The organism is Neobacillus niacini (assembly GCF_046591715.1).
In the GTDB taxonomy this organism is placed as follows: domain Bacteria; phylum Bacillota; class Bacilli; order Bacillales; family Cytobacillaceae; genus Neobacillus; species Neobacillus niacini_L.
Genome location: NZ_JAWVNQ010000002.1, coordinates 102,225 through 122,872, shown reverse-complemented (window position 1 = coordinate 122,872; position 20,648 = coordinate 102,225). Strand labels below are relative to the sequence as shown.

Genomic DNA, 20,648 nt, shown 5'->3' with positions numbered 1-20,648 from the left:
TTTATTTGAGTATATTTTAATTCAAAACAAATGAAACCGAAAATCCTAAATAGATAAAAATCACATCAAGGGGTGAACAGCATGAGTTTTTTTAGCAAATTATTCGGTACAACAACGAAGGAGGAAGAAACAACAATGACAAATCCAAAATTAAAAATAGGTATTATCTTAGGAAGCACACGTCAAGGACGTGTCAGCCCGCAAGTAGGAGAATGGGTAAAAGGTATCGCGGATCAGCGCGGAGATGCAGATTACGAAATCGTAGACATCTCAGATTACAACCTTCCGTTCTTAGGAACAACTGATGGAACTGAACCAGGAATCGCTCTTTGGAATGAAAAACTTGCTAGTTTAGATGGTTTCGTATTTGTTGTTCAAGAATACAACCACAGCATTACTGGCGCATTAAAGAATGCCATTGATTTCGCACGTGAAGCTTGGTACAACAAAGCTGCTGGTATCGTAAGCTACGGTTCAACTGGCGGAGCTCGTGCAGCTGAACATTTACGCGGAATTCTTGGAGAAGTAAAAGTGGCTGACGTTCGCACACATCCAACATTATCTTTATTCACAGACTTTGAAAATGGATCTGTATTCAAGCCGCAAGACCTGCACCAAACAAACATGACAGCAATGCTTGACGAAGTTATCGCATGGAGCGGAGCTTTAAAGACATTGCGTTAAAAAACGAAAAGCGGAAGTGCCTTGCACAGGGACGACGGGCATAAGACGAGCGGGCGAGAAGGTTGTTCTTTACCTTCTTGACGGCTTGGCTTATGACCCCGATCCCCTAGGCACTGGAGCTGGACAATCCCATGCAGAATAAAAGCGTCACAGTCGTTATTGACTGTGGCGCTTTTTGTGTTTTTTCCAATTTGTCCAAGCCTCCATCAATCCTTTGCATACCTTATTTTTAGAGAGTTGTTAGTTACTTTTGAAAGGAGAATGAACAAATTGCCAAAAGTTATCCACCTGAATCTCAGAGTCGACCCAACCCAATATATTCCCCAGATTCGGGAAGTTCCTGGATATGATTATATCCACTTGGTCAGGCAGCCAAAGTATATGATCAATCTGCCGCTGCTTAATGACAAGGTTCACTACCTAAGTGAGATTTTTTCACCACAAGAATATGTTGAAAAAAATAAGGTATCACTTATACACGCACACCATGCCCAGTTAGGGCTGTTACTTCTTCCATTTAAGGAAGAAACCTCCCTCCCGCTCGTAACGAGTATCCGGGGCAGAGATGCTACCCTTGCCAACCAGCCTGTTGGTTATTTAGATGGCATGAAAATGCTTTTTGAACAAGGAGAGCGCTTTCTGCCGGTATGTCAGCATTTAGCCCAACGAATCAATCTCTGGGGATGTCCTGCTGATAAAATCAGAGTTCTTTATGGAGGCGTCGACCTAGACCTGTTCCCATATAAGGGTCCTAATCTTCAAGGATCTCAGAACATTGTTTCGATTGGAAGATTAGTAGAAAAGAAAGGCCATCACATCCTGATGCAGGCCTTTAAAAAGATTAAATCAAAATTTCCAAAAGCTACCCTTACGATTATCGGCGGCGGTGAGCTGGAAGGATATATTAAATCGCTTGCCACACAGTTAAATTTAGGTCCCTACTTCCGTCTCTTAAATCGTGTACCAAAAAGTCAAGTACCAGAGTTAATGGGACAAGCCGACCTATTCTGTGCCCCAAGCTTAACGGCTTCAAATGGGGACGTAGAAGGAATTCCAAATACGATAAAAGAAGCAATGGCAACCGGCATTCCTGTTCTGGCAACGACTCACGCTGGCATTCCAGAGATTATCACCAATAACAAAGATGGAGTATTAGTCCGAGAAAACGATGTCGATCATCTTGCCCAAGCATTAGAATTTATGCTTTTAAATAGACACCTGTGGAAAAATTATTCTCTTCATGCGCGTCAAAATGTAGAACAAAACTTCGACCAGAATAAGCAGCTTCTCTTACAAGCCAAATACTATGATGAACTGTTAGGGGGATCCTGATGGAAGATTTCAGATTAATAAAAGTAACAAAAGGTCCAAAAACGCTGCTAATCGACAACCCCACTAACTACCCGTTAATTGGAATGGGCGCTCAAGGAGCGGTCTTTAAATTATCGGAAGATCGCTGTGTAAAAATTTACAGTAATACTCTTCAAGCCCAAATGGAATTAGAAGCACTACAAGCTGGACAGCACTTATCATTTTTTCCGCGTTTATACGGCCATGGTGAAAACTATATCGTCATGGAATACTTTAACGCGCCAACATTAAAGGAATATCTAAGGAATTGCACCTATATTCCGGAATCAATCACGAGAAAACTTCTTTATATTTTAAATGAAATGAAAAAGGCACAGTTCACGATGGTAGATGCTCCGCTTAGACACATCTTTGTCCTTAAAAATGAAGAACTAAAAGTAATTGACCACGTAAATGCCTTCAAACGAATTCATCCTGTACCACTAAAATTATTGAGAGATTTAAATATGATGCTGCTAAAAGAATCCTTTCTATCCTTGGTTAGAAAGATGGAACCAGAAACATATGAACTATGGCAGCAGTATTTTAATGAAAACAAACTAGATTATCGGAATATCCCCGTTTACTCGGGAGGAGATGGTGAAGGAGTAAAAGTCGACAGCGCCATTTCGCAGACATTAATTGGAGCAGGCCATCAAGGTGCAGTCTATCGTATAGCTGAAGACAAATGTGTGAAAATCTATGGAAAGCCAGAACATTGCGAAATGGAAAAGACCATTCTCCTAGCCAATCAAGACCTGTCCTTTATCCCACAAGTTTATGAATCAGGGGATAATTACGTTGTCATGGAGTATTTAGTGGGACCAGATTTAAACACCTTTCTAAAAAAACAATTAACGCTTCCATTGGTCGTTACAAAACTTTTACTAGACATCCTAACATCCCAAAAACAGGCTGGATTTAAACAAATTGACGCTCCATTACGACATGTTTTCGTCACCAATTCCGGCTTCAAAATGGTCGACCATGTGTATTCATTCTCTCGTCTGCAAGAACGGCCGCTAGAGCTTTTCCAAAACATGCACGAAAGAGGTTTCCTTGACGCTTTCCTTGAACAGGTTAAGATCCTTGATCCTGCCACACATGCTGAGTGGACAAAAACACCAATCCCTCTCACAGAAGAGGAAGTACAAATGGAAATAAAGGACATCCCTACAGTGCTCCCAGGGAAAAAATACAAAGGCGGTAAAAAAGACCGCGATCACAAGAAAGGGCATGACCGTAAAAATGACCATGGCGGTAAAAAGGGCAAAGACCGTGACAAAGACCGTGATCATAAAAAGGGCAAAGACCATGACCATAAAAAGGGCAAGGACCAAGATAAGGAACGTGACCATAAAAAAGGGCATGACCGGGATAAGGACAGCAATAAGCAGCGAGAGCATGGCGGAAAAAGAGATAACAAGGATAAAAAGAAGGAGAATGATCGTAAAAAAGGATCGGGTAAAAAATGAAGATCGTCGTAACAGGTGCAGCTGGCTTTATTGGGTTCCATCTCTCTCAACGTTTATTGCTTGAAAATTATCATGTTATCGGTGTGGACAACCTTAATGATTATTATGATGTCACTTTAAAAAAAGAGCGGCTGAAGCAATTAGAGAATCATGACCATTTTACATTTTATCAAGTAGACTTAGCAGACCAACCCTCTCTAAATCAAATATTTGAGGATCATTCCATCCCTATTGTCATCAATTTAGCTGCTCAGGCAGGTGTCCGTTACAGTATCTCCCATCCTCATTCCTATGTTCATTCTAATTTAGTGGGATTCGTCAATATATTAGAGGCATGCAGAAATTATCAAGTGAAGCACTTGCTTTACGCATCGTCTAGTTCGGTCTATGGCGCCAATACCAAAACGCCCTTCTCTACCCAAGACTCTGTCGATCACCCTGTTAGTATCTACGCCGCAACAAAAAAAGCAAATGAATTAATGGCTCACACCTACAGTCATTTATTTAATATCCCGACTACTGGTCTTCGTTTTTTTACCGTGTATGGACCTTGGGGCCGACCGGACATGGCCTATTACTCTTTTACGAAGGACATTATTGAAGAGAATCCTATTCAGGTATATAATAATGGCGACATGCTTAGAGACTTCACGTATATCGATGATATTGTCGAAGGAATTGTCAAATTACTTGATCATCCGCCTATACCCGATTCAAACCGAAACCTCGACCCCAGCACAAGTCATGCTCCCTACAAAATCTATAATATTGGCAATAACCGTCCAGTCAGGTTAATGGATTTTATCAACAAATTAGAGAAGTTAATCGGCAAAAAGGCCATCATCGAATTTCTCCCGATGCAGCCTGGAGATGTGAAAGAAACCTATGCAGATATTAGCGACCTGCAAGAAGCAGCCGGATTCTCCCCTGCTACTCCATTAGAAATAGGACTAGGATATTTCGTAGATTGGTATAAGAAATATCATTCATAACAATCCTCCCCCCTCTGCCTAAATTTGAGGGGGGATTTTTCATGAAAAATCATACTATATAACTAGTAAAACAGCGAGAACTGCTGCTTTCCATCCAGTATACTATCATTAGGAATACATTCATTTTTACATGAGAGCAGGTTGGTAGTATGTCTATTGGAAAAGTGATTTATTATCATCGAAGAAGGCAAAACAAGACACAAGAGCAGCTTTGCCAGGGCATTTGTTCAGTGACCCACTTAAGTAAAATTGAAAATAATGTAAAAGATGCGAATCCAAAAACACTCCAGCTGCTGTGCGAAAGATTAAATATTTCCATCGAGGAAGAAAACAAAAAAAGCGTGTTAGTAAAACAGAAGCTGGATGTATTTTATGAGACTATGGAGCGGCTCCACCAGGAAAAAGCAGCTCATCTATTTAAAGAGCTGCAGGAGAGCAAGGAATATATCCATTGTACTGACATGATTTATCTCTATGAATTATATATGCTGCGCTATTATCTGCTCCGGGAAGACTTTTCAGCATTTGAAAAATCCTCTCAAGGGATTCATAAATATCTCTCAAAATTTTCTCCTTTTGAGGCCTATGTGTGGGATTTGCTGCAGGCTATTTATTATGGAAAAAAGGAACAATTTTCCCAGGCACTCCTTTTCCTGACTAAGATCGAAGAACAAGCAGAGCAGTTTCAGTCTAGGGTATCTGAGTATTACTTTTTTCGGTCAGCACTGCACGGACACTTATGTCATTATTCTTTATCAATCCATTATGCGTATAAAGCCTTGCATATTTTTCAGCAAAATAACAATTTATTAAGAATGGTCCATGTCAAAATGATTCTTGCCGTTAATTTCATCTATATTGGAGAATTTGATAAAGGGAAAGAGCTTCTTGGACATACTTTAAGTGATGCAGAAATGTTGCAGGATACCGATACAAAGGCCCTTTCATTACATAACCTTGGATTTTTATATTACCGACAAGGAGATTTTGAAAAATCGCTGGATTATTATTCACAGGCTCTTCAATACAAAGAGAAGAATTCAGCATCCTATTATATTACGATATCCTATCTAGCCGAGGCACTTATTTCTTTTTCACAGCATGAAAAGGCTGCTGAGCTGTTATCTAAGGTGTTAGCTTCCTTTCAAGAACAAAAATCGCCGCGCTATATTGAATTAAAAATCCTATATCTTGAAGCAGCTAATGCCAAGAAAATACTGATTCAATATATCATTAAACATGGACTTCCCATTATCGAACATCATATGAATATCGATAGAGGAATGAAATATCTACAGATGGTTGCATCTTATTATGAAGATAAACAGGACTATGCTTCTGCCAACCACTATCTTCATATCTGCAATCAGTATCTAAAGAACCTTCTAACGAATATTGGCTCACCTGTTGACCTAAAAAAAACAGCAGTTCGATAGAAAACGAGAATAGTAGATATACAGGGACAATCGTGTGCAGCGATTGTCCCTTTTTGTCGAATTTATCAAATTGTCCCAAATAAAAAACGAAGGAAAACCAGTATATTCTCACCTATATGCCTCCCTTCTCCTTAAAAAGAAACCAAATCTGAAGCTCTATCCAGCTTAATTGTCCCAATTAACAGACTATTCAAACCCTACTATAGTAAAAGGTAGTTTCATAATTATTTTTACTAGAAAAGGAGAATGTGAATAATGGGCAAGCAAAAGTATAAAAAGTATTATGCCATGATGATGACAACAGCTCTTTTAGCGGTCCCTTCTTTGGAAGCGCTTGCAAACAATTCAAGCAGCTTAAATGGCAGTAAAGCAGCCGTTACGAATCTGCAGGGAATCAATGCAAAAGCAAGTACAGGAAAGCATGTGATTACACTCATCACTGGTGATGTTGTTACAGTGACAGAGCTCAGCGGCGGACAAAGTGTAATTAACGTGGAACCATCCACAGCTGGCGGCGGTGCACGAATTCTTACTGTGGATAAAAATACATATGTCATCCCTGATCAAGCCATGCCTTATTTAGCTTCTGGCTTTTTGGATCAGGATTTATTTAATGTTACGGCACTCATTGAAGATGGATATGATGACGCAGCACAAAAGACTTTACCTGTTATCGTACAATATTCAGAATCGAAAGCTCGTTCAGGTGTGCTGCCAACACCCAAAGGCGCTAAAAAGACCCATGTGCTGGAGAGTATAAATGGGGTTGCCCTAACTGCCAATAAGAAGGAAGCGAGTAATTTTTGGAAAGACATTACGAAAAATCAGCAGACCTCCAAAAATTCAAGATCAACCTTAGCACCAGGAATTGAAAAAATCTGGCTGGATGGCCGTGTAGAAGCGACACTTGAACAAAGTGTCCCTCAGATTGGGGCACCAGCAGCTTGGGATTCCGATTACGATGGCAGCGGCGTAAAGGTAGCTGTGCTTGATACAGGAATTGATCCAGAACATCCAGATATCGCTAGTCAATTGGTTGATTCAAAAAGCTTTGTTCCAAACGAAGATGTGCGTGACGTTCATGCTCATGGTACCCATGTCGCTTCGACAGTGCTTGGAACAGGCACAGCTTCTGAAGGAAAAAATAAAGGGGTTGCTCCGGGTGCAGACCTGCTGGTTGGAAAAGTCCTCGGTAATGATGGATTTGGCCATGATTCTTGGATTATTGATGGCATGGAATGGGCTGCAGAAAATGCCAAAATCGTAAATATGAGTATCGGCAGCAATGAACCTAGCGATGGAACAGATCCAATGGCTCAAGCTGTTAATAACTTAACCGAAGAGACAGGTGCTCTGTTTGTCATTGCTGCAGGAAATACGGGGATGGAAGGAATTAATTCACCGGGGTCAGCAACTTCAGCACTAACAGTTGGTGCGGTTGACAAAACTGATCAGCTTGCTTGGTTCTCCTCCAAGGGACCACAAAATGGAACTTCGGGACTAAAACCTGACCTAACCGCACCTGGTGTAGGAATTCTAGCTGCCCGCTCTCAATATAGCGATGGCAGCGGTCCTTATATGACAATGGATGGAACATCTATGGCCTCCCCACATGTTGCTGGTGCTGCTGCCATTCTAGCACAGCGTCATCCTGATTGGACTGGCCAAGAGCTGAAAGATGCCCTAATGAGTACCACAAAGAAGCTAGATTATATTAAGCCATTTGAAGGCGGGACGGGCCGTCTTGACGTTGCCGCTGCTGTCTTTGGTAAAGTACGTGCAACAGGTTCACTCGATTTCGGATTCTTTGATTGGCCGCATGAAGACGATAGTCCTGTAGAGAAGACCATTACGTACACTAATGACGGTGATTCCGAAGTGACACTGGACCTAACTGCTTCCGTTTCAGACAGCAATGGTAAAACAGCGCCTTCAGGAATGATCACACTTTCATCAGATAAAGTGACGGTGCCGCCTAACAGCAATGCTGAAGTGAAAGTGACACTAGATCCAATGCTTGCTGCAATGGGTGCTCGTTATCAAGGTCACATTTCAGCCGCTATGAATGGTGACACTGTAGTCCATACCGCTTTGGCCATGATAAAGGAAGAAGAGAAATATCCACTTACCATCAATGCAACCGACCGTAATGGCTCACCTGCCCTTGCCTACTTTAATCTCGTTGGTCCGAGTGGCGTTCCAGAGTTTTTGGCAGTAGACGGGACAAGGGAACTGAGATTGGTGCCAGGCACCTATTCTGTTATGAGTATGATGGATGTTGATAGTGATACAGACCATAGGGGTGTGGCACTTGTTGGTGATCCAGAAATTAACCTGAACGGTCCACAAACCGTTGAACTGGATGCTCGCAAGGCAAAAGAAATTCAAGTAAACGTTCCAAATAAAACAGAAGCAAATTACAGAAAACTTGAATATTACCGTAATACCGGCGAAGCAAGTATGAATGATATCTACGTTATGCCGGTATGGGTGGATAAAATGTACGCACAGCCTACAGAAAAAGTGGAAAAAGGGGAATTCACCCTGGCAACACGCTGGCGCCTGGCGGAACCAATGCTGACTATCAAGTTCCAAGGCAAAGAGCTGGATGATATCCCTCAGGCAGGAAGTACGCTACTAAAAGGTATTCACAATTTAGCGGCCGTCTATGCAGGAAAGGGTGCGCCGGAAGATTATGCTGGTCTTGATGTGAAAGGTAAAGCCGTTGTCGTGGAGCGCAGTGATGAAGTCTCAGGTCAGGCACGTGCTGCTGCAGCATTGGAGGCTGGAGCAAAGTTTTTGATAATGGTAAATGATCAGCACCAAGAGCTCAGTGAATGGGTTGGAATTGAAAATCCGGATTTCTCACTCTCCGATTCTCCATTATCAGTAGCTGGCGTAAGCGGTACAGAGGGTAAAAAGCTCGTGGATGCAGCAAAGACAGGAAAATTGACATTAAACATAAAAGGGAATCCTGACAGTGAATTCATTTATGACCTTGTTGATATGCATCACGGAGCAATTCCACAGGATTTAACCTATGCTCCAAAAACAAAGGATCTGGTAAAAATTGATTCAGAATATAAATCTGATCAAAATGCATTAGGTGCGGAGTTCCGCTATGATCTTCTGCCTCACAGTTTCGCAGGAACTGGGTTCTTACAGCAGTTGTCACTTCCATCTGCCCGTACCGAATGGGTATCCGCCCAAGAGGGAACATCTTGGTACCATCAGGCTGGTGTGTATGACGCACAATGGGAAGTACGTCAGCCAAAAGTGATGTACAAGCCTGGTCAAAAGTTTGCGGAAGAATGGTTTTCACCAGTTGTCCGTCCGCGTCTTGGCGATGGATTCTGGGCACCTTACCGTGACCGCAACTACATGATTATTAATATTCCTGCCTGGGCGGATTCAGGTAATGGACACACAGGAGCAGACATGAATTATCCTGGGGAGCAAACGATAGAGCTTTATCGAGGAGATACGCTCGTGAAAAAAGGAAATGGGCAGGCAATTTACTCTTTTGACGAGCAGCCAGAGGATAACACGAAGTATCGAATCGTAACGGACGCTTCCCGAAGTCCTGAACGTTGGGATACCTCTGTTCGTACCCATACTGAGTGGGAATTTTGGTCTAAAAAAGAAGATGAATTCCGCTCTTCATTGCCGCTTCTTTCACTAGATTATAAAATCGATACCGACATGAACGGTGATGCCATTGCAGGTAAATCAACTCAGCTTGGCTTGTCTGTGCATCAAATTCCGGATGCAAAAGGAAACGGGGTCGTTAAAGGTGCGGAATTAGAAATTTCCTTTGATGAAGGCAAGACGTGGGAAAAGGCAGCTCTTACTGCAGACGGCAATGGCTGGACAACAAAGATTAAGCATCCAAACAAACCTGGTAACAGTGTCTCCCTCCGTGCAAGTGCCTGGGATGACAAAGGTAATCGTATTAAGCAAGAAATAATAAAAGCATATGGATTAAGGTAAGCACGAAAAAATGATACAAGAATTGACGTATGAATTACATACGTCTTTTTTTGTTTAGATGTGGTTAAGCAGCCCCGATGATGAATAGACGGAGAAATTCCGCCTATTTAGTAAATACCATCGTATATTAGCCTAAATAGAAGGAGAGATTCCGCCTATTAACTCTAAAAACGTAATAACTGGAGATTTTTTTTTGAATAAACGGAAAACCTCCGCTTATAAACCCCGAAACGAGCGTCATTCTGGAGTTAACCGGAATAGCTCCGCTTATTTTACTATTGCCGGATCCCCGGTTACTGAGAGGAACAAGTTTTATGAGTAAAAGACAAAAAATATGGAAGGATATAACTAACTCAGTAAAAGGTTAGGAGGATGAACATTGCAGAGGAAAGTTTGGTTTAAGATTCCACTGATTCTTATTTTTCTAACTGTTACATTTTTTGCAGATAGCGACCAAGGGAAAGAAATCCATGCGTTTTCTAACCAGGTTCTCCAGCAGGGCTCTTCCGGTGAAGATGTGATTGAGCTGCAATCGCGCCTTACGTATAATGGCTTTTATAAGAGTAAGATTGACGGTGTGTTTGGCTGGAATACTTACTGGGCAGTTCGAAACTTTCAGGATAAGTTCGGTCTTCCTGTGGATGGAATTGTCGGAGCGAAAACAAAGGCAATGCTGGTGAAAGCCACCAAATATGAAAAACAAGGGAATACAGGCGGCAGCAGCAGCGCCAATGTTCCAAACGGCTACAGCCAAAACGATATTCAGCTGATGGCAAACGCTGTATATGGAGAAGCCCGCGGGGAACCGTATATCGGTCAAGTTGCGGTAGCTGCCGTTATTCTGAATCGAGTGCAAAGCGCCTCTTTTCCTAATACAATCGGAGGCGTCATCTATGAACCTGGTGCCTTTACGGCTGTTGCCGATGGACAAATCAATCTAACGCCAAACGAAACCGCAAAAAAAGCAGTGTTGGATGCCATAAATGGCTGGGACCCTACCGGGAATGCCATTTATTATTTTAATCCCGATACCGCAACAAGCAGCTGGATCTGGAGCAGGCCGCAGATTAAGAAAATTGGGAAACATATTTTTTGTAAATAAAAAAGCTGGCTCAGGCGGAGTCCTTTTTCCGCCTAGTCAGCTTCTTTTTTTTAAAAAACAATCGTCTTGTTTTGATGAACAATAATTCGGTCTTCGATATGCCATCTTACTGCCCGTGCCAATACGCTTCTCTCCACTCTGCGGCCAATTTTTTTAAGATTGTCCACATCATCATGGTGATCTACGCGGGCGATATCCTGCTCGATAATCGGTCCTTCATCAAGGTCGTTGGTCACATAATGGGAGGTCGCTCCAATTAACTTTACACCGCGGGCATGGGCACGCTCGTAAGGTCGAGCTCCAATAAACGCAGGTAAAAAGGAATGATGAATATTAATGATTTTGTTTGGATTAGCGGCAACAAAATCCGGCGTTAAAATTTGCATATAACGTGCCAAGATTACTAAATCAATATCATACTCTTTTAACAGCTGCAGCTGCTGTGCTTCCACCTCTTTGCGTATATCCTTATTTGCTGGAATGTAGTAAAACGGAATATTTAATCCTTCTACCGCTCCCCTTGCATCCTCATGGTTACTGATTACAAGAGCGATATCTGCCATTAAATCACCGCTTTGCCATTCCCATAACAATTCAAGCAAACAGTGAAGCTCTTTAGACACAAAGATTGCTGCTTTTTTCACATGATAGACATGCGTTAAATTCCATTCCATCGAAAAGGTTTCAGCGATACCAGCAAAATTCTCCTCCATCTCCCTCGCCTTTTCCTTTAGACCTGGGCATTCAAATTCAATTCGGATAAAAAATACTCCGCCTTCAGGATTCGTAGAATACTGGCTTGATTCAATAATATTCGCCTGATAGGAAAATAAAAATTGCGAGATGGCTGAAACGATCCCTGGCTGGTCCGGACAGCTGACAAGTAAACGTCCGCGGTTTCTATTTTCTTTTTGAAATAAGTCAATTTGGTCCTTTATATATGTGTTCATTTTTTTGTACCCTCTCTAAATATTAATAGAAAAGATTATACAGCAGTCAGCTGATTTTAGCGAAGTTTTTCTTGAAAATTCTAATTTTTCCTTCCTTCCATTTTTATTTTACAAGAAAATAATGGTAGAATTTTTGTAAAAGGAGGTTTGCTGTGATATGAAAATAGCTTTCATTTCTGACATACACGGGAATGCCATTGCTCTAGATGCCGTCCTCGAGGATATAAATACACAAGGAATTGATAAAATCTATGTCCTTGGTGACATCAGTTATCGTGGACCAGAGCCTAAACGCTCTTTAGACATCGTCCGTTCTTTACATACCGAAGTGATAAAAGGAAATGCCGATGAATGGGTAGTGCGCGGCGTAAGGAAAGGTGAAGTTCCTGACAAAGCGTTGGAACTGATGAATACTGAACGTCAATGGATTGTGGAACAGCTTGAACCCTCAGATATCGATTATTTGAACAGCTTACCCGCTCAATTAAATGTAACAATTAAGGATGTTCAAATTTCTGCCTTTCATGCTACACCTGAAAATTTATTTGATATCGTGCTGCCAAACGCCGACGACAGCCATATCGAAAACAGGTTGATGAAGGCACATGATGCACAGGTTTATGTTTATGCTCATATCCACAAGCCATATATTCGTTTCTTAAGTGGCAAGGTCATCATGAATATCGGCAGTGTGGGGCTGCCATTCGATGGTTTGGCTAAGGCATCTTACGGATTGGTAGAAATCGAAGATGGCCATTTGAAGACGTCCATCAGAAGAGTAAGCTATGAAATAGAACGCGCTGCGGCACTCTATCATGAAGTCAACTATCCAAATGCAGAAATGATGAGTAACGTCATACGGACGGCAAGAATATAAAATAAAATACCTATAGAGGGTCCATAGTGACCGAAGCAATGCTGGAAAACTAAGTAGGGTACCTATAGAGGATCCATAGTGACCGAAGCAATGCTGGAAAACTAAGTAGGGTACCTATAGAGGATCCATAGTGACCGAAGCAATGCTGGAAAAATGAGTAGGGTAGCTATAGAGGGTCCATAGTGACCGAAGCAATGCTGGAAAACTAAGTAGGGTAGCTATAGAGGGTCCATAGTGACCAAAGCAATGCTGGAAAACTAAGTAGGGTAGCTATAGAGGGTCCATAGTGACCGAAGCAATGCTGGAAAACTAAGTAGGGTAGCTATAGAGGATCTATAGTGACCGAAGCAATGCTGGAAAACTAAGTAGGGTACCTATAGAGGGTCCATAGTGACCGAAGCAATGCTGGAAAACTAAGTAGGGTAGCTATAGAGGGTCCATAATGACCGAAGCAATGCTGGAAAATTATCGCCGCAGACTTTAAAGGCGGCGGTTTTTTTTTAAGAAAGGGAGTATTGTCATGCAGTTATTTGTAAAAAAGATGACTGAGGAATACGCGAAACAGATTCTTTCATGGAAATATGAACCACCCTATGATTTTTATAATAACGAAGAAAGCTCTGAATCTCTTAACGAGTTACTAGAAAACCCTTATTATGCAGTGCTTGATACCGACGAAACCCTCATCGGCTTCTTTTGTATAGGCAGTGCAGCTCAAGTTCCATTCGGCCGAACACAGGGTGCTTATACGGAGGATTTAAGTGATATTGGAGTTGGTATGAACCCTTCTTTAACAGGTCAAGGTTTCGGTGCGGAATTCTTCTCATTCATCCTTTCCTATATTCTTGAAACCTATAAGGTTGAGTCTCTCAGATTAACAGTTGCTGCATTTAATCAAAGAGCGATCACCCTCTATACGAAACTCGGCTTTGTTAAAAAGATGAAGTTTAGTAGAGGCGCTGTCGACTTTATCATTATGGTAAAGAAATAAAAATGGCCGAAGACAAATTTGTCTTCCGCCTATTGAAATTTACCCTGCAGTCCCTGTTGTTTAGAAGTAAATAATGTTTCAATATGTTTAACACTAGTGGGTCTGCTAAAATAGTAACCCTGCATGTTATGGCAGCCAATGCTGCATAGAAATTGATATTGACTAAGCTCCTCCACACCCTCTGCTACCACATTCATTCCCAAGTTCCTGCCCATTGCTACCAATGTTCGGCATACAGACCGCTGATTTTTATTTTCTAATCCTTCAATAAATGATTTATCAATTTTTATAGTATTAAACGGATATTGGACAAGATAACTAATCGAAGAATAGCCGACACCAAAATCATCAAGAATGAGATCGACTCCGATATCCTGCAACTCGTTGATCGTTGTTAACGTTTTCTTGACATTTGTCATTGCCGTCCGTTCTGTAATTTCTATTTTGAGTAAATGTGACGGCAAATCATAGCGTTCAAGCGTATCTTTCACATTTTCAAGGAACGACTCAAGATTGATTTGCCTTGCAGGAACGTTAATCGAAACATAAAACGGCGGGAGATTCTTTTCAGCCCATAGCTTACGCTGTCTGCAGGCTGTTTCTAATACCCAGTTGCTTAATTTGATGATGAGATCGGACTCTTCGGCAATTTGAATAAACTCTCCTGGCGAAATTGCCCCTAAAACAGGATGATTCCAACGAAGAAGTGCCTCTAACCCTATCACTTCTTTTCCGTAAACATCCACGATAGGTTGATAATCCAAGTATAATTCCTTCTTTTCAATCGCTTTATGAAGATATTGTTCAAGCAGCAGTTTTCGCGATAGGCTCGTTGACATTCCCAGTTCATAAGGCTGGATTCCCACACCGCTTTCCTTTGCAAGATACATGGCGTGGTCAGCCTTCTGAATTAATCCTTCTGCCTCATAACCATGGTCCGGAAAAATACTCATCCCAATACTTGCACTTAGGACATACTCATTTCCTAGCAGCCTGATTGGCTTTGCAATAATCCCGTTAATCCTTGCTGCTGTCTCGAGGAGATCTTCTTTTGAGGTAAGATTAGTAAGCAAGATGACAAATTCATCTCCGCCTTGGCGTGATATTAAATCGTCATTTCTTAAACTTAGCTTTAACCTCTGTGCAATCACCTGTAATACTTTATCACCCATTTTATGCCCCAGCGAATCATTAATATATTTGAATCGATCAAGGTCCAGGAATATTACCCCTACCATTTTTTCCTTTTCCCTTGCTTCACTTAACACTTTATGGAGCTCATGATCCAGTTTTCTTCTGTTTGGCAGACCAGTCAGGGAATCATGAAAAGCTAAAAAGGTAAGTTTCTCTTCTGCACTTTTTCGCTTCGTGATATCTACTACAATTCTGTCAATCCGAATGGGAAGATGCTGGTGTTCAGTGAAAATTGGAACAATAAAATCAGACACCCATTTTTGCTCTCCGCTTTTAGTCACAATACGGTATTCATGCAGAGATGATTTCCCCTTCTTCACCAGCTCTATATGCTTGTAAGCGCCCATTTTATCTGCAGGCAGAACGAACTGCTCCCATAAATGGGGATGTGCTAGAAACTCCTCTTCACGATAGCCAAAGATTGTCTGGCATACTGGCGAGATTGAAATCGTCTCCATCGTTTTGACATCCAGGCTCCATAAACAAATTTCAATGCCCGTGAAGATATTATCCCAATGACTAGGGATTGAACCGGCAGAATGACGTTTTTCACTCGCGATATTGGTAATATAACCACAGATACCAAGAATCACGCCATCTACTTCGACCGGAACAGATAGAATATCTACAAACATCACAGTACCGTTCCGGTGTCTTAGCTTCGTTTGAAACGTGAGCTTTTCACCTTTCAGTACAGCTTTAATATGGTCAATTGTCCTATCAATCTCATCTTCTTCAAGGATTGAAACAAAATTTCTTTGATACGGGTACTCGCTCATGTACCCAGTTAATTCTTGAACAGTATCATTTGAGAAAACTATACTTCCTTCCAAATCCATTAAGTAGCAAGGATATGGCACATCTTTTAGTAAGGGCTTACAGACTTCAAGATACGTATTTATATCTGGCTTTTTGATCTCATTTCTCAAAAGAAAACTCCTTTCTACGACCACGAGAATCAACAACAACTACTAAGGTGACCATATACTAAATCCATTAAATTTGCTGTGATAGATATCAACAAACTTAGACAATTTTTTTGAATCCCACTACTAATCAAACGTTTGATTAAAAGTACATTCAGTTCCTGCAGGGAAAAGAAACTGGTCCATTTCCTGGAAAATATTTTGTCGCTAAGAAGTCGAATAACAATCTATTTTGTTTATCTATAATGCTAAAAATTTTTTAAATTCCATGTAACTTTTTTCAAACCCATTTCGTCAAAATCCCAAGGATTGAAATAATTGGAAATTTTAAAAAGGTGGACGCACCTTGACCAGACGCTGGAACTAGATTAATTAAGTTGAAAAGGGGGAATATTTAGAATATAATTTTCTTTACGTGACACTGCAGCTATTATGCGAATGTAGTAATTTTGAGGAGATAATGGGGTGGGAGATTTTGAAGTTTGTTAGATTAATTACATACTATATACTTGGAATAATATCGATATTTTTTGTGAGTATTTTTCCACAATATTTTTCCACTAGAGAAAACCCTGATACTCCAGGTTATTTTGAACAATTGATTACTTTTGGCAAGGACTTGTTCAAACCAGAAACATGGATTTATAAATTTGAAACATCCCAAACTGGCGGGGCCCCGATGATGGAGATTATGGGACCGGCATTTATTTATTCCATGCAAATCCTCTTAGGGGCTCTTTTAGCAGGTTTTGGGATAGCGTTATTTCTAGCTTTAGGGTCAGCTTTTTTGCCTAAAGCAGTGCTGACTCCAGTGAAAAGACTGCTCGATATACTTGAATCGGTTCCAGACTTGATTCTCGCGACATTATTACAAGTTTTATCTATTCTTATCTTTAAAACGTTTGGACTAGATTTATTTGAAGTGGCCAGTTATAAAGAAAAGGCTTATTTTGCCCCCATCGTCACCCTGGCAATCTTACCGCTTGTCTCTATGTTTAAGATTTTACTGCTTATGATAGAGGAAGAGTTTTTGAAGGTTTATGTCACCTTTGTAAAAAGTAAAGGGATAGACAAATTCAATATTTTAATTAGGCATATCTTAAAAAATATCATGCCGCTATCGTTTCATCACATTAAGATTATCATTTGGGGAACACTTTCAAGCCAATTTATTATTGAACGGATATTTAACGTCCATGGTCTAACTTATTTCTTACTTGGAAACTTCCAGCCAATCACCATTTTCGTTACCCTTGGTCTTATTTTTTCGCCCTTTTACTTTCTATTTCAGTTAGTAGATTTTTGGCTCAAAGAAGACCAGCCCCTTTCTTACGAAACAAGACGGAGTTCTTGGCAGCACAAAATGGCAATTGGAAATATCATAGGCGTAGTAAAGAGGTTTTTTGAAAATATTCTTTTCTCCCTACAATCTATTAACCTAAGAAAATTATCACCGTTTCGTCCAATGATTAATGTACTTTTTACCTTTGGCAGACACATGAAAAATTGGAAGTTTGCTCTCGGTGCCATATTTTTCATTATTACCATTAGTTACAGTATCTTTTATTCTGTCACAACCGATAACCATGTTGACCAAGTAAGACTTTATTACGCAGAAGATGGGGCAACGCTGCTAAGTGCAATGCCGCATGCACCTACAAAGCCGTTTTTCTTTGGCTCTGACAAATTAGGATTCAGTCTTTTTGATCAATTAGTAATTGGCGCGAAGTATACGCTGATCTTTGCTTTGTTAATCGCCTTATTACGGGTTCTTGGCGGGCTGTTGTTTGGGGTCATTTATGCTTTCCACTTAGGACCGCGTACCCAGCACTGGCTTGGCAAGTTAATCGATTCAATTCATTTTCTGCCATTAAGCATGGTTGCGTACATCCTGCTTGCTCCCATCTTAATGCCTGCGTTTACCGGTTTTGGTTATGAATTTACCTATACCTTTACTGAACGTGTTTTACTCGAGATGTTTATCTTAACCATCCTTGTTGTTCCGTTAACAAGTGTTTTATTAGGGAAAGAGATAAAGCGGGTTCTAGATTATGAATTTATTGCCAGTGCGCGTGTTTTAGGCGGCAGCAGATTTCATTTGTTCTGGCGTCACATTTTCCCGCATATTGGTCCCCGATTAACGATTTTACTGGGGACTCAATTTATCCAAGTACTATTAATCTTTATTCATTTGGGGATATTTAAGTTTTTCTTTGGCGGGACAAAACTTGACTTTGATCCGATGGGCGCTGATCCGCCAATGTCTATAACCCATGAATGGTCAGGATTAATTGGTGAAATCGGAAGAACCACCATCGCTTCCGGCCGCTACTGGTACTTGTGGATACTGGCTGCCTTTATGCTCGCGATCTTTGCGATGCAGCTGATTATCCAGGGAGTGAAAGAAGTGCAGCAAGTGAAAGTCGGCGTGTTGTATAAGCTTCCAAAAGCACGCAAAGTAAAGGTAAAACAGGCAAGTGAAGTTCCTACCTATCAAATTACCAAGAATAGTTTCAAGGTGATTGGAAACATAGACAAACGGAATGAACCTGAGGCTGAAAGGAAGATCGAGAAGGGGTTAAAACCAAGGTTCAAACGTGGGATTGAACGAGGTATTTAAAGAATCTCCCAGTACAGTAGATTTCACCTCTGTACTGGGAGATCTTTTTAAATTGGGGGTAGATCCATTGTTATTGGCTCTGTTATAAATGAATGACACTTCGTATGGAAAATAAGCGGAGAATTTCCGTTTATTTTGGGAAATACCTATATTTCTTTTAGTATAGGCGGAGGTTTTCCGCTTATTTGACCAAAATCATTGGATTTTGCCTTATTTAAAGCAGTTAAGCTGAATTTCTCCGCTTATTTCCGCCTCTTTAGCTTACTCCTATACAATAGACGGAAATTCTCCGCCTATGAATACTCATGCCCTGCACGAAAATCAACAATGAATAATAACAATGCCAATTTACGAAATACAGTTTGATGAGTCCCATTTCATCTGGTATATGTAAGTTTTGGGGTTCATGAGCGCTTTATGAGTCCCATTTCATTTTGTATTTGCGAGGTTTGGGCTTCATAAGCGCTTCATGAGTCCCATTTCATCTTGTATCTCCGAGTTTTGGGCTTCATGAGCGCTTCATGAGTCCCATTTCATCTGATATTTGCGAGGTTTGGGCTTCATAAGCGCTTCATGAGTCCCATTTCATCTGATATTTGCGAGGTTTGGGCTTCATGGACGCTTCCATGAGACCCGTTTCACCTAATTTCAGCGAGGTTTGGCTTCATGAACTCTTCATGAGCGTTTCATGAGACCCATTTCACCTGGGCAATTACGATTCTTTATTTTTGATATTTTGATAGGTATCAAAAGCAAATTCCTTATATGGCGAAGCTGGAAGGCCTTCGAATTTCTCTACTGCTATTTTGGCAGATTGGAGCGCATCCTCTATCTCTCCAAGCTCAGAATGACATAGTGCTTTATAGGAATAGCGAATATAAATGAGCGCAAGATCAAATGGGTGATGGGTGTCAGCAGGTGTCTCCACTTTTTCAAAATGATGAATACCATCCTTATACTCTCCAAGTCCGTAAAGGGACTTTCCTTTTTCAATTATATATAAGGGTTCCACAAATTCCTTCCCTGCTGGATCTGCCAAATAATCATCAATGATTTCTAATGCTTTTGTGTATTCTTGTTTCTCGGTATTAAGTGTCATCGCCACGATTAGGTCGTGAACGAGGATAGATAGTATATCATCCGCAAATTCACCGTATTGCTTTAATTTTCGTAAATACAGTTCTCTTCTTTCTGAATCGCCAATCATCATAGCATGTCCCGTACTCAGTCTGTACAAATCGTCTGTCCTGTAAAAGATTTTATGCTTTTTTGAGAATTTAATCGCCTTTTCCATTGTTTCGGTGGCAGCAATATCATCCCCGACAGCAAAGTGCAGCACCGCTTCTGTGTAATCAAGGTCAACAGTGGTCATTGGATCAATATAGGCATGATGTGATTCTATCGCTGCACGTTCGGTTACCAGGATTTCTAATGCCTTTCGATAATCATGCTGAATGAATTTCACCTGTGAACGAAAAATCGCGATTTGTGCACGGTTAGCGGTTAAATTCATGTTGTCATACATGACCGCAGCTTGTTCACAGAACTTCTCCCAGCCTGATCGTTCTTCTTGATATAGACTTCGGCTGTAGAGATCCAAGAGACGTGCCGATTCATAGCCTTGAGTCAGTTTTTTAATAAGTGGTTCTATAAGAGTCAGCAGCTGTTGATATTTATCTGGTGTGGTTTCTTTTTTCTGGTTATAGATACTTTCAGCCTTTTCAAGCGTTTCTCTTAATTCTTGGGTGCTGATTTCTTCTAACAAATCTGTTACTTCCACCTCTAATCTCTTTGCAATGTACGCAAGACTTTCCATTGATGGCTTTGCTTTATTGTTTTCAATGAGGCTGAGCATGCCTTTTGTAAGTTCTGTCCCGGCCAGTGCTTCAAGAGTCAGCTTTTTCTGCTTTCTTATTTTTCGTATGGTGTCTCCTAACATATCTGCACCCTCCTCAAGTAGTAATTAGTTTAATTATATTTAACATCTCCTTAAATGGGAAGGTGTAAACAAAATGGGCTAAAACTTTGTTTAATTTAATTAAACTTTTACTTGATTTGGAA

At 40.8% G+C, this 20,648-nt stretch carries 13 protein-coding genes; 10 read left to right on the top strand and 3 right to left on the bottom strand.

From position 1 onward, the window contains the following. Positions 1-81 precede the first annotated feature (81 nt). The 7 genes from SFC47_RS07965 (at position 82) to sleB (ending at position 11,029) form a co-directional block, all read left to right on the top strand. Entirely contained in the window at positions 82-684 is a 603-nt protein-coding gene (locus SFC47_RS07965) for an NADPH-dependent FMN reductase (RefSeq protein ID WP_411253739.1), read from the top strand. Positions 685-945: 261 nt separating this feature from the next. Further along, positions 946-2,016: a glycosyltransferase gene (locus tag SFC47_RS07960; RefSeq protein WP_411253738.1), complete on the top strand. Its 1,071-nt coding sequence runs from the start codon at positions 946-948 to the stop codon at positions 2,014-2,016. Next, the gene (locus SFC47_RS07955; RefSeq protein WP_411253737.1) at positions 2,016-3,509 is read left to right on the top strand and encodes a hypothetical protein; all 1,494 of its coding nucleotides are present in this window, start codon (positions 2,016-2,018) and stop codon (positions 3,507-3,509) included. Before SFC47_RS07960 ends, SFC47_RS07955 begins: the two co-directional genes overlap by 1 nt. After that, a complete protein-coding gene (locus SFC47_RS07950; RefSeq protein WP_411253736.1) occupies positions 3,506-4,501 on the top strand; it encodes an NAD-dependent epimerase in 996 nt (331 codons plus the stop codon). Before SFC47_RS07955 ends, SFC47_RS07950 begins: the two co-directional genes overlap by 4 nt. 149 nt (positions 4,502-4,650) lie before the next feature. Beyond that, complete coding sequence (locus SFC47_RS07945; RefSeq protein WP_411253735.1) at positions 4,651-5,937, top strand: helix-turn-helix domain-containing protein; 1,287 nt, start codon at positions 4,651-4,653, stop codon at positions 5,935-5,937. A 255-nt stretch (positions 5,938-6,192) separates the two neighbouring features. Beyond that, a complete protein-coding gene (locus SFC47_RS07940) occupies positions 6,193-9,927 on the top strand; it encodes a S8 family serine peptidase (protein ID WP_411253734.1) in 3,735 nt (1,244 codons plus the stop codon). 379 nt (positions 9,928-10,306) lie between these two features. Then, a complete protein-coding gene (gene sleB / locus SFC47_RS07935) occupies positions 10,307-11,029 on the top strand; it encodes a spore cortex-lytic enzyme (protein WP_411253733.1) in 723 nt (240 codons plus the stop codon). A gap of 50 nt (positions 11,030-11,079) precedes the next feature. Here the strand turns inward: sleB and purU are convergent, their stop codons facing one another. Further along, positions 11,080-11,979: a formyltetrahydrofolate deformylase gene (gene purU / locus SFC47_RS07930; protein ID WP_411253732.1), complete on the bottom strand. Its 900-nt coding sequence runs from the start codon at positions 11,977-11,979 to the stop codon at positions 11,080-11,082. Positions 11,980-12,136: 157 nt separating this feature from the next. Between purU and SFC47_RS07925 the strand changes: the two genes are divergently transcribed. Together SFC47_RS07925 and SFC47_RS07920 are read left to right on the top strand one after the other, a co-directional pair. Next, a complete protein-coding gene (locus SFC47_RS07925) occupies positions 12,137-12,856 on the top strand; it encodes a metallophosphoesterase family protein (protein WP_411253731.1) in 720 nt (239 codons plus the stop codon). 520 nt (positions 12,857-13,376) lie between these two features. Next, complete coding sequence (locus SFC47_RS07920) at positions 13,377-13,847, top strand: GNAT family N-acetyltransferase (protein WP_411253730.1); 471 nt, start codon at positions 13,377-13,379, stop codon at positions 13,845-13,847. Between the two features lie 29 nt (positions 13,848-13,876). Here SFC47_RS07920 and SFC47_RS07915 read toward each other — a convergent pair whose 3' ends face one another. Beyond that, positions 13,877-15,970: a sensor domain-containing protein gene (locus tag SFC47_RS07915; RefSeq protein ID WP_411253729.1), complete on the bottom strand. Its 2,094-nt coding sequence runs from the start codon at positions 15,968-15,970 to the stop codon at positions 13,877-13,879. A 472-nt stretch (positions 15,971-16,442) separates the two neighbouring features. Here SFC47_RS07915 and SFC47_RS07910 point away from each other — a divergent pair, with 472 nt between their 5' ends. Next, complete coding sequence (locus tag SFC47_RS07910) at positions 16,443-18,587, top strand: ABC transporter permease subunit (RefSeq protein ID WP_411253728.1); 2,145 nt, start codon at positions 16,443-16,445, stop codon at positions 18,585-18,587. A gap of 712 nt (positions 18,588-19,299) precedes the next feature. On the opposite strand, the gene SFC47_RS07905 is transcribed toward SFC47_RS07910, so the two are convergent. Next, on the bottom strand, positions 19,300-20,526 hold the full coding sequence (locus SFC47_RS07905; RefSeq protein ID WP_411253727.1) for a helix-turn-helix domain-containing protein: 1,227 nt from the start codon (positions 20,524-20,526) through the stop codon (positions 19,300-19,302). Between the last annotated feature and the right edge of the window lie 122 nt (positions 20,527-20,648).

Bases quoted from the DNA above. Each gene is read 5' to 3' on its own strand.
- SFC47_RS07965 (WP_411253739.1), top strand. From the start codon at position 82: ATGAGTTTTTTTAGCAAATTATTCGGTACAACAACGAAGGAGGAAGAA.
- SFC47_RS07960 (WP_411253738.1), top strand. From the start codon at position 946: ATGAACAAATTGCCAAAAGTTATCCACCTGAATCTCAGAGTCGACCCA.
- SFC47_RS07955 (WP_411253737.1), top strand. From the start codon at position 2,016: ATGGAAGATTTCAGATTAATAAAAGTAACAAAAGGTCCAAAAACGCTG.
- SFC47_RS07950 (WP_411253736.1), top strand. From the start codon at position 3,506: ATGAAGATCGTCGTAACAGGTGCAGCTGGCTTTATTGGGTTCCATCTC.
- SFC47_RS07945 (WP_411253735.1), top strand. From the start codon at position 4,651: ATGTCTATTGGAAAAGTGATTTATTATCATCGAAGAAGGCAAAACAAG.
- SFC47_RS07940 (WP_411253734.1), top strand. From the start codon at position 6,193: ATGGGCAAGCAAAAGTATAAAAAGTATTATGCCATGATGATGACAACA.
- purU (WP_411253732.1), bottom strand. From the start codon at position 11,979: ATGAACACATATATAAAGGACCAAATTGACTTATTTCAAAAAGAAAAT.
- SFC47_RS07925 (WP_411253731.1), top strand. From the start codon at position 12,137: ATGAAAATAGCTTTCATTTCTGACATACACGGGAATGCCATTGCTCTA.
- SFC47_RS07920 (WP_411253730.1), top strand. From the start codon at position 13,377: ATGCAGTTATTTGTAAAAAAGATGACTGAGGAATACGCGAAACAGATT.
- SFC47_RS07905 (WP_411253727.1), bottom strand. From the start codon at position 20,526: ATGTTAGGAGACACCATACGAAAAATAAGAAAGCAGAAAAAGCTGACT.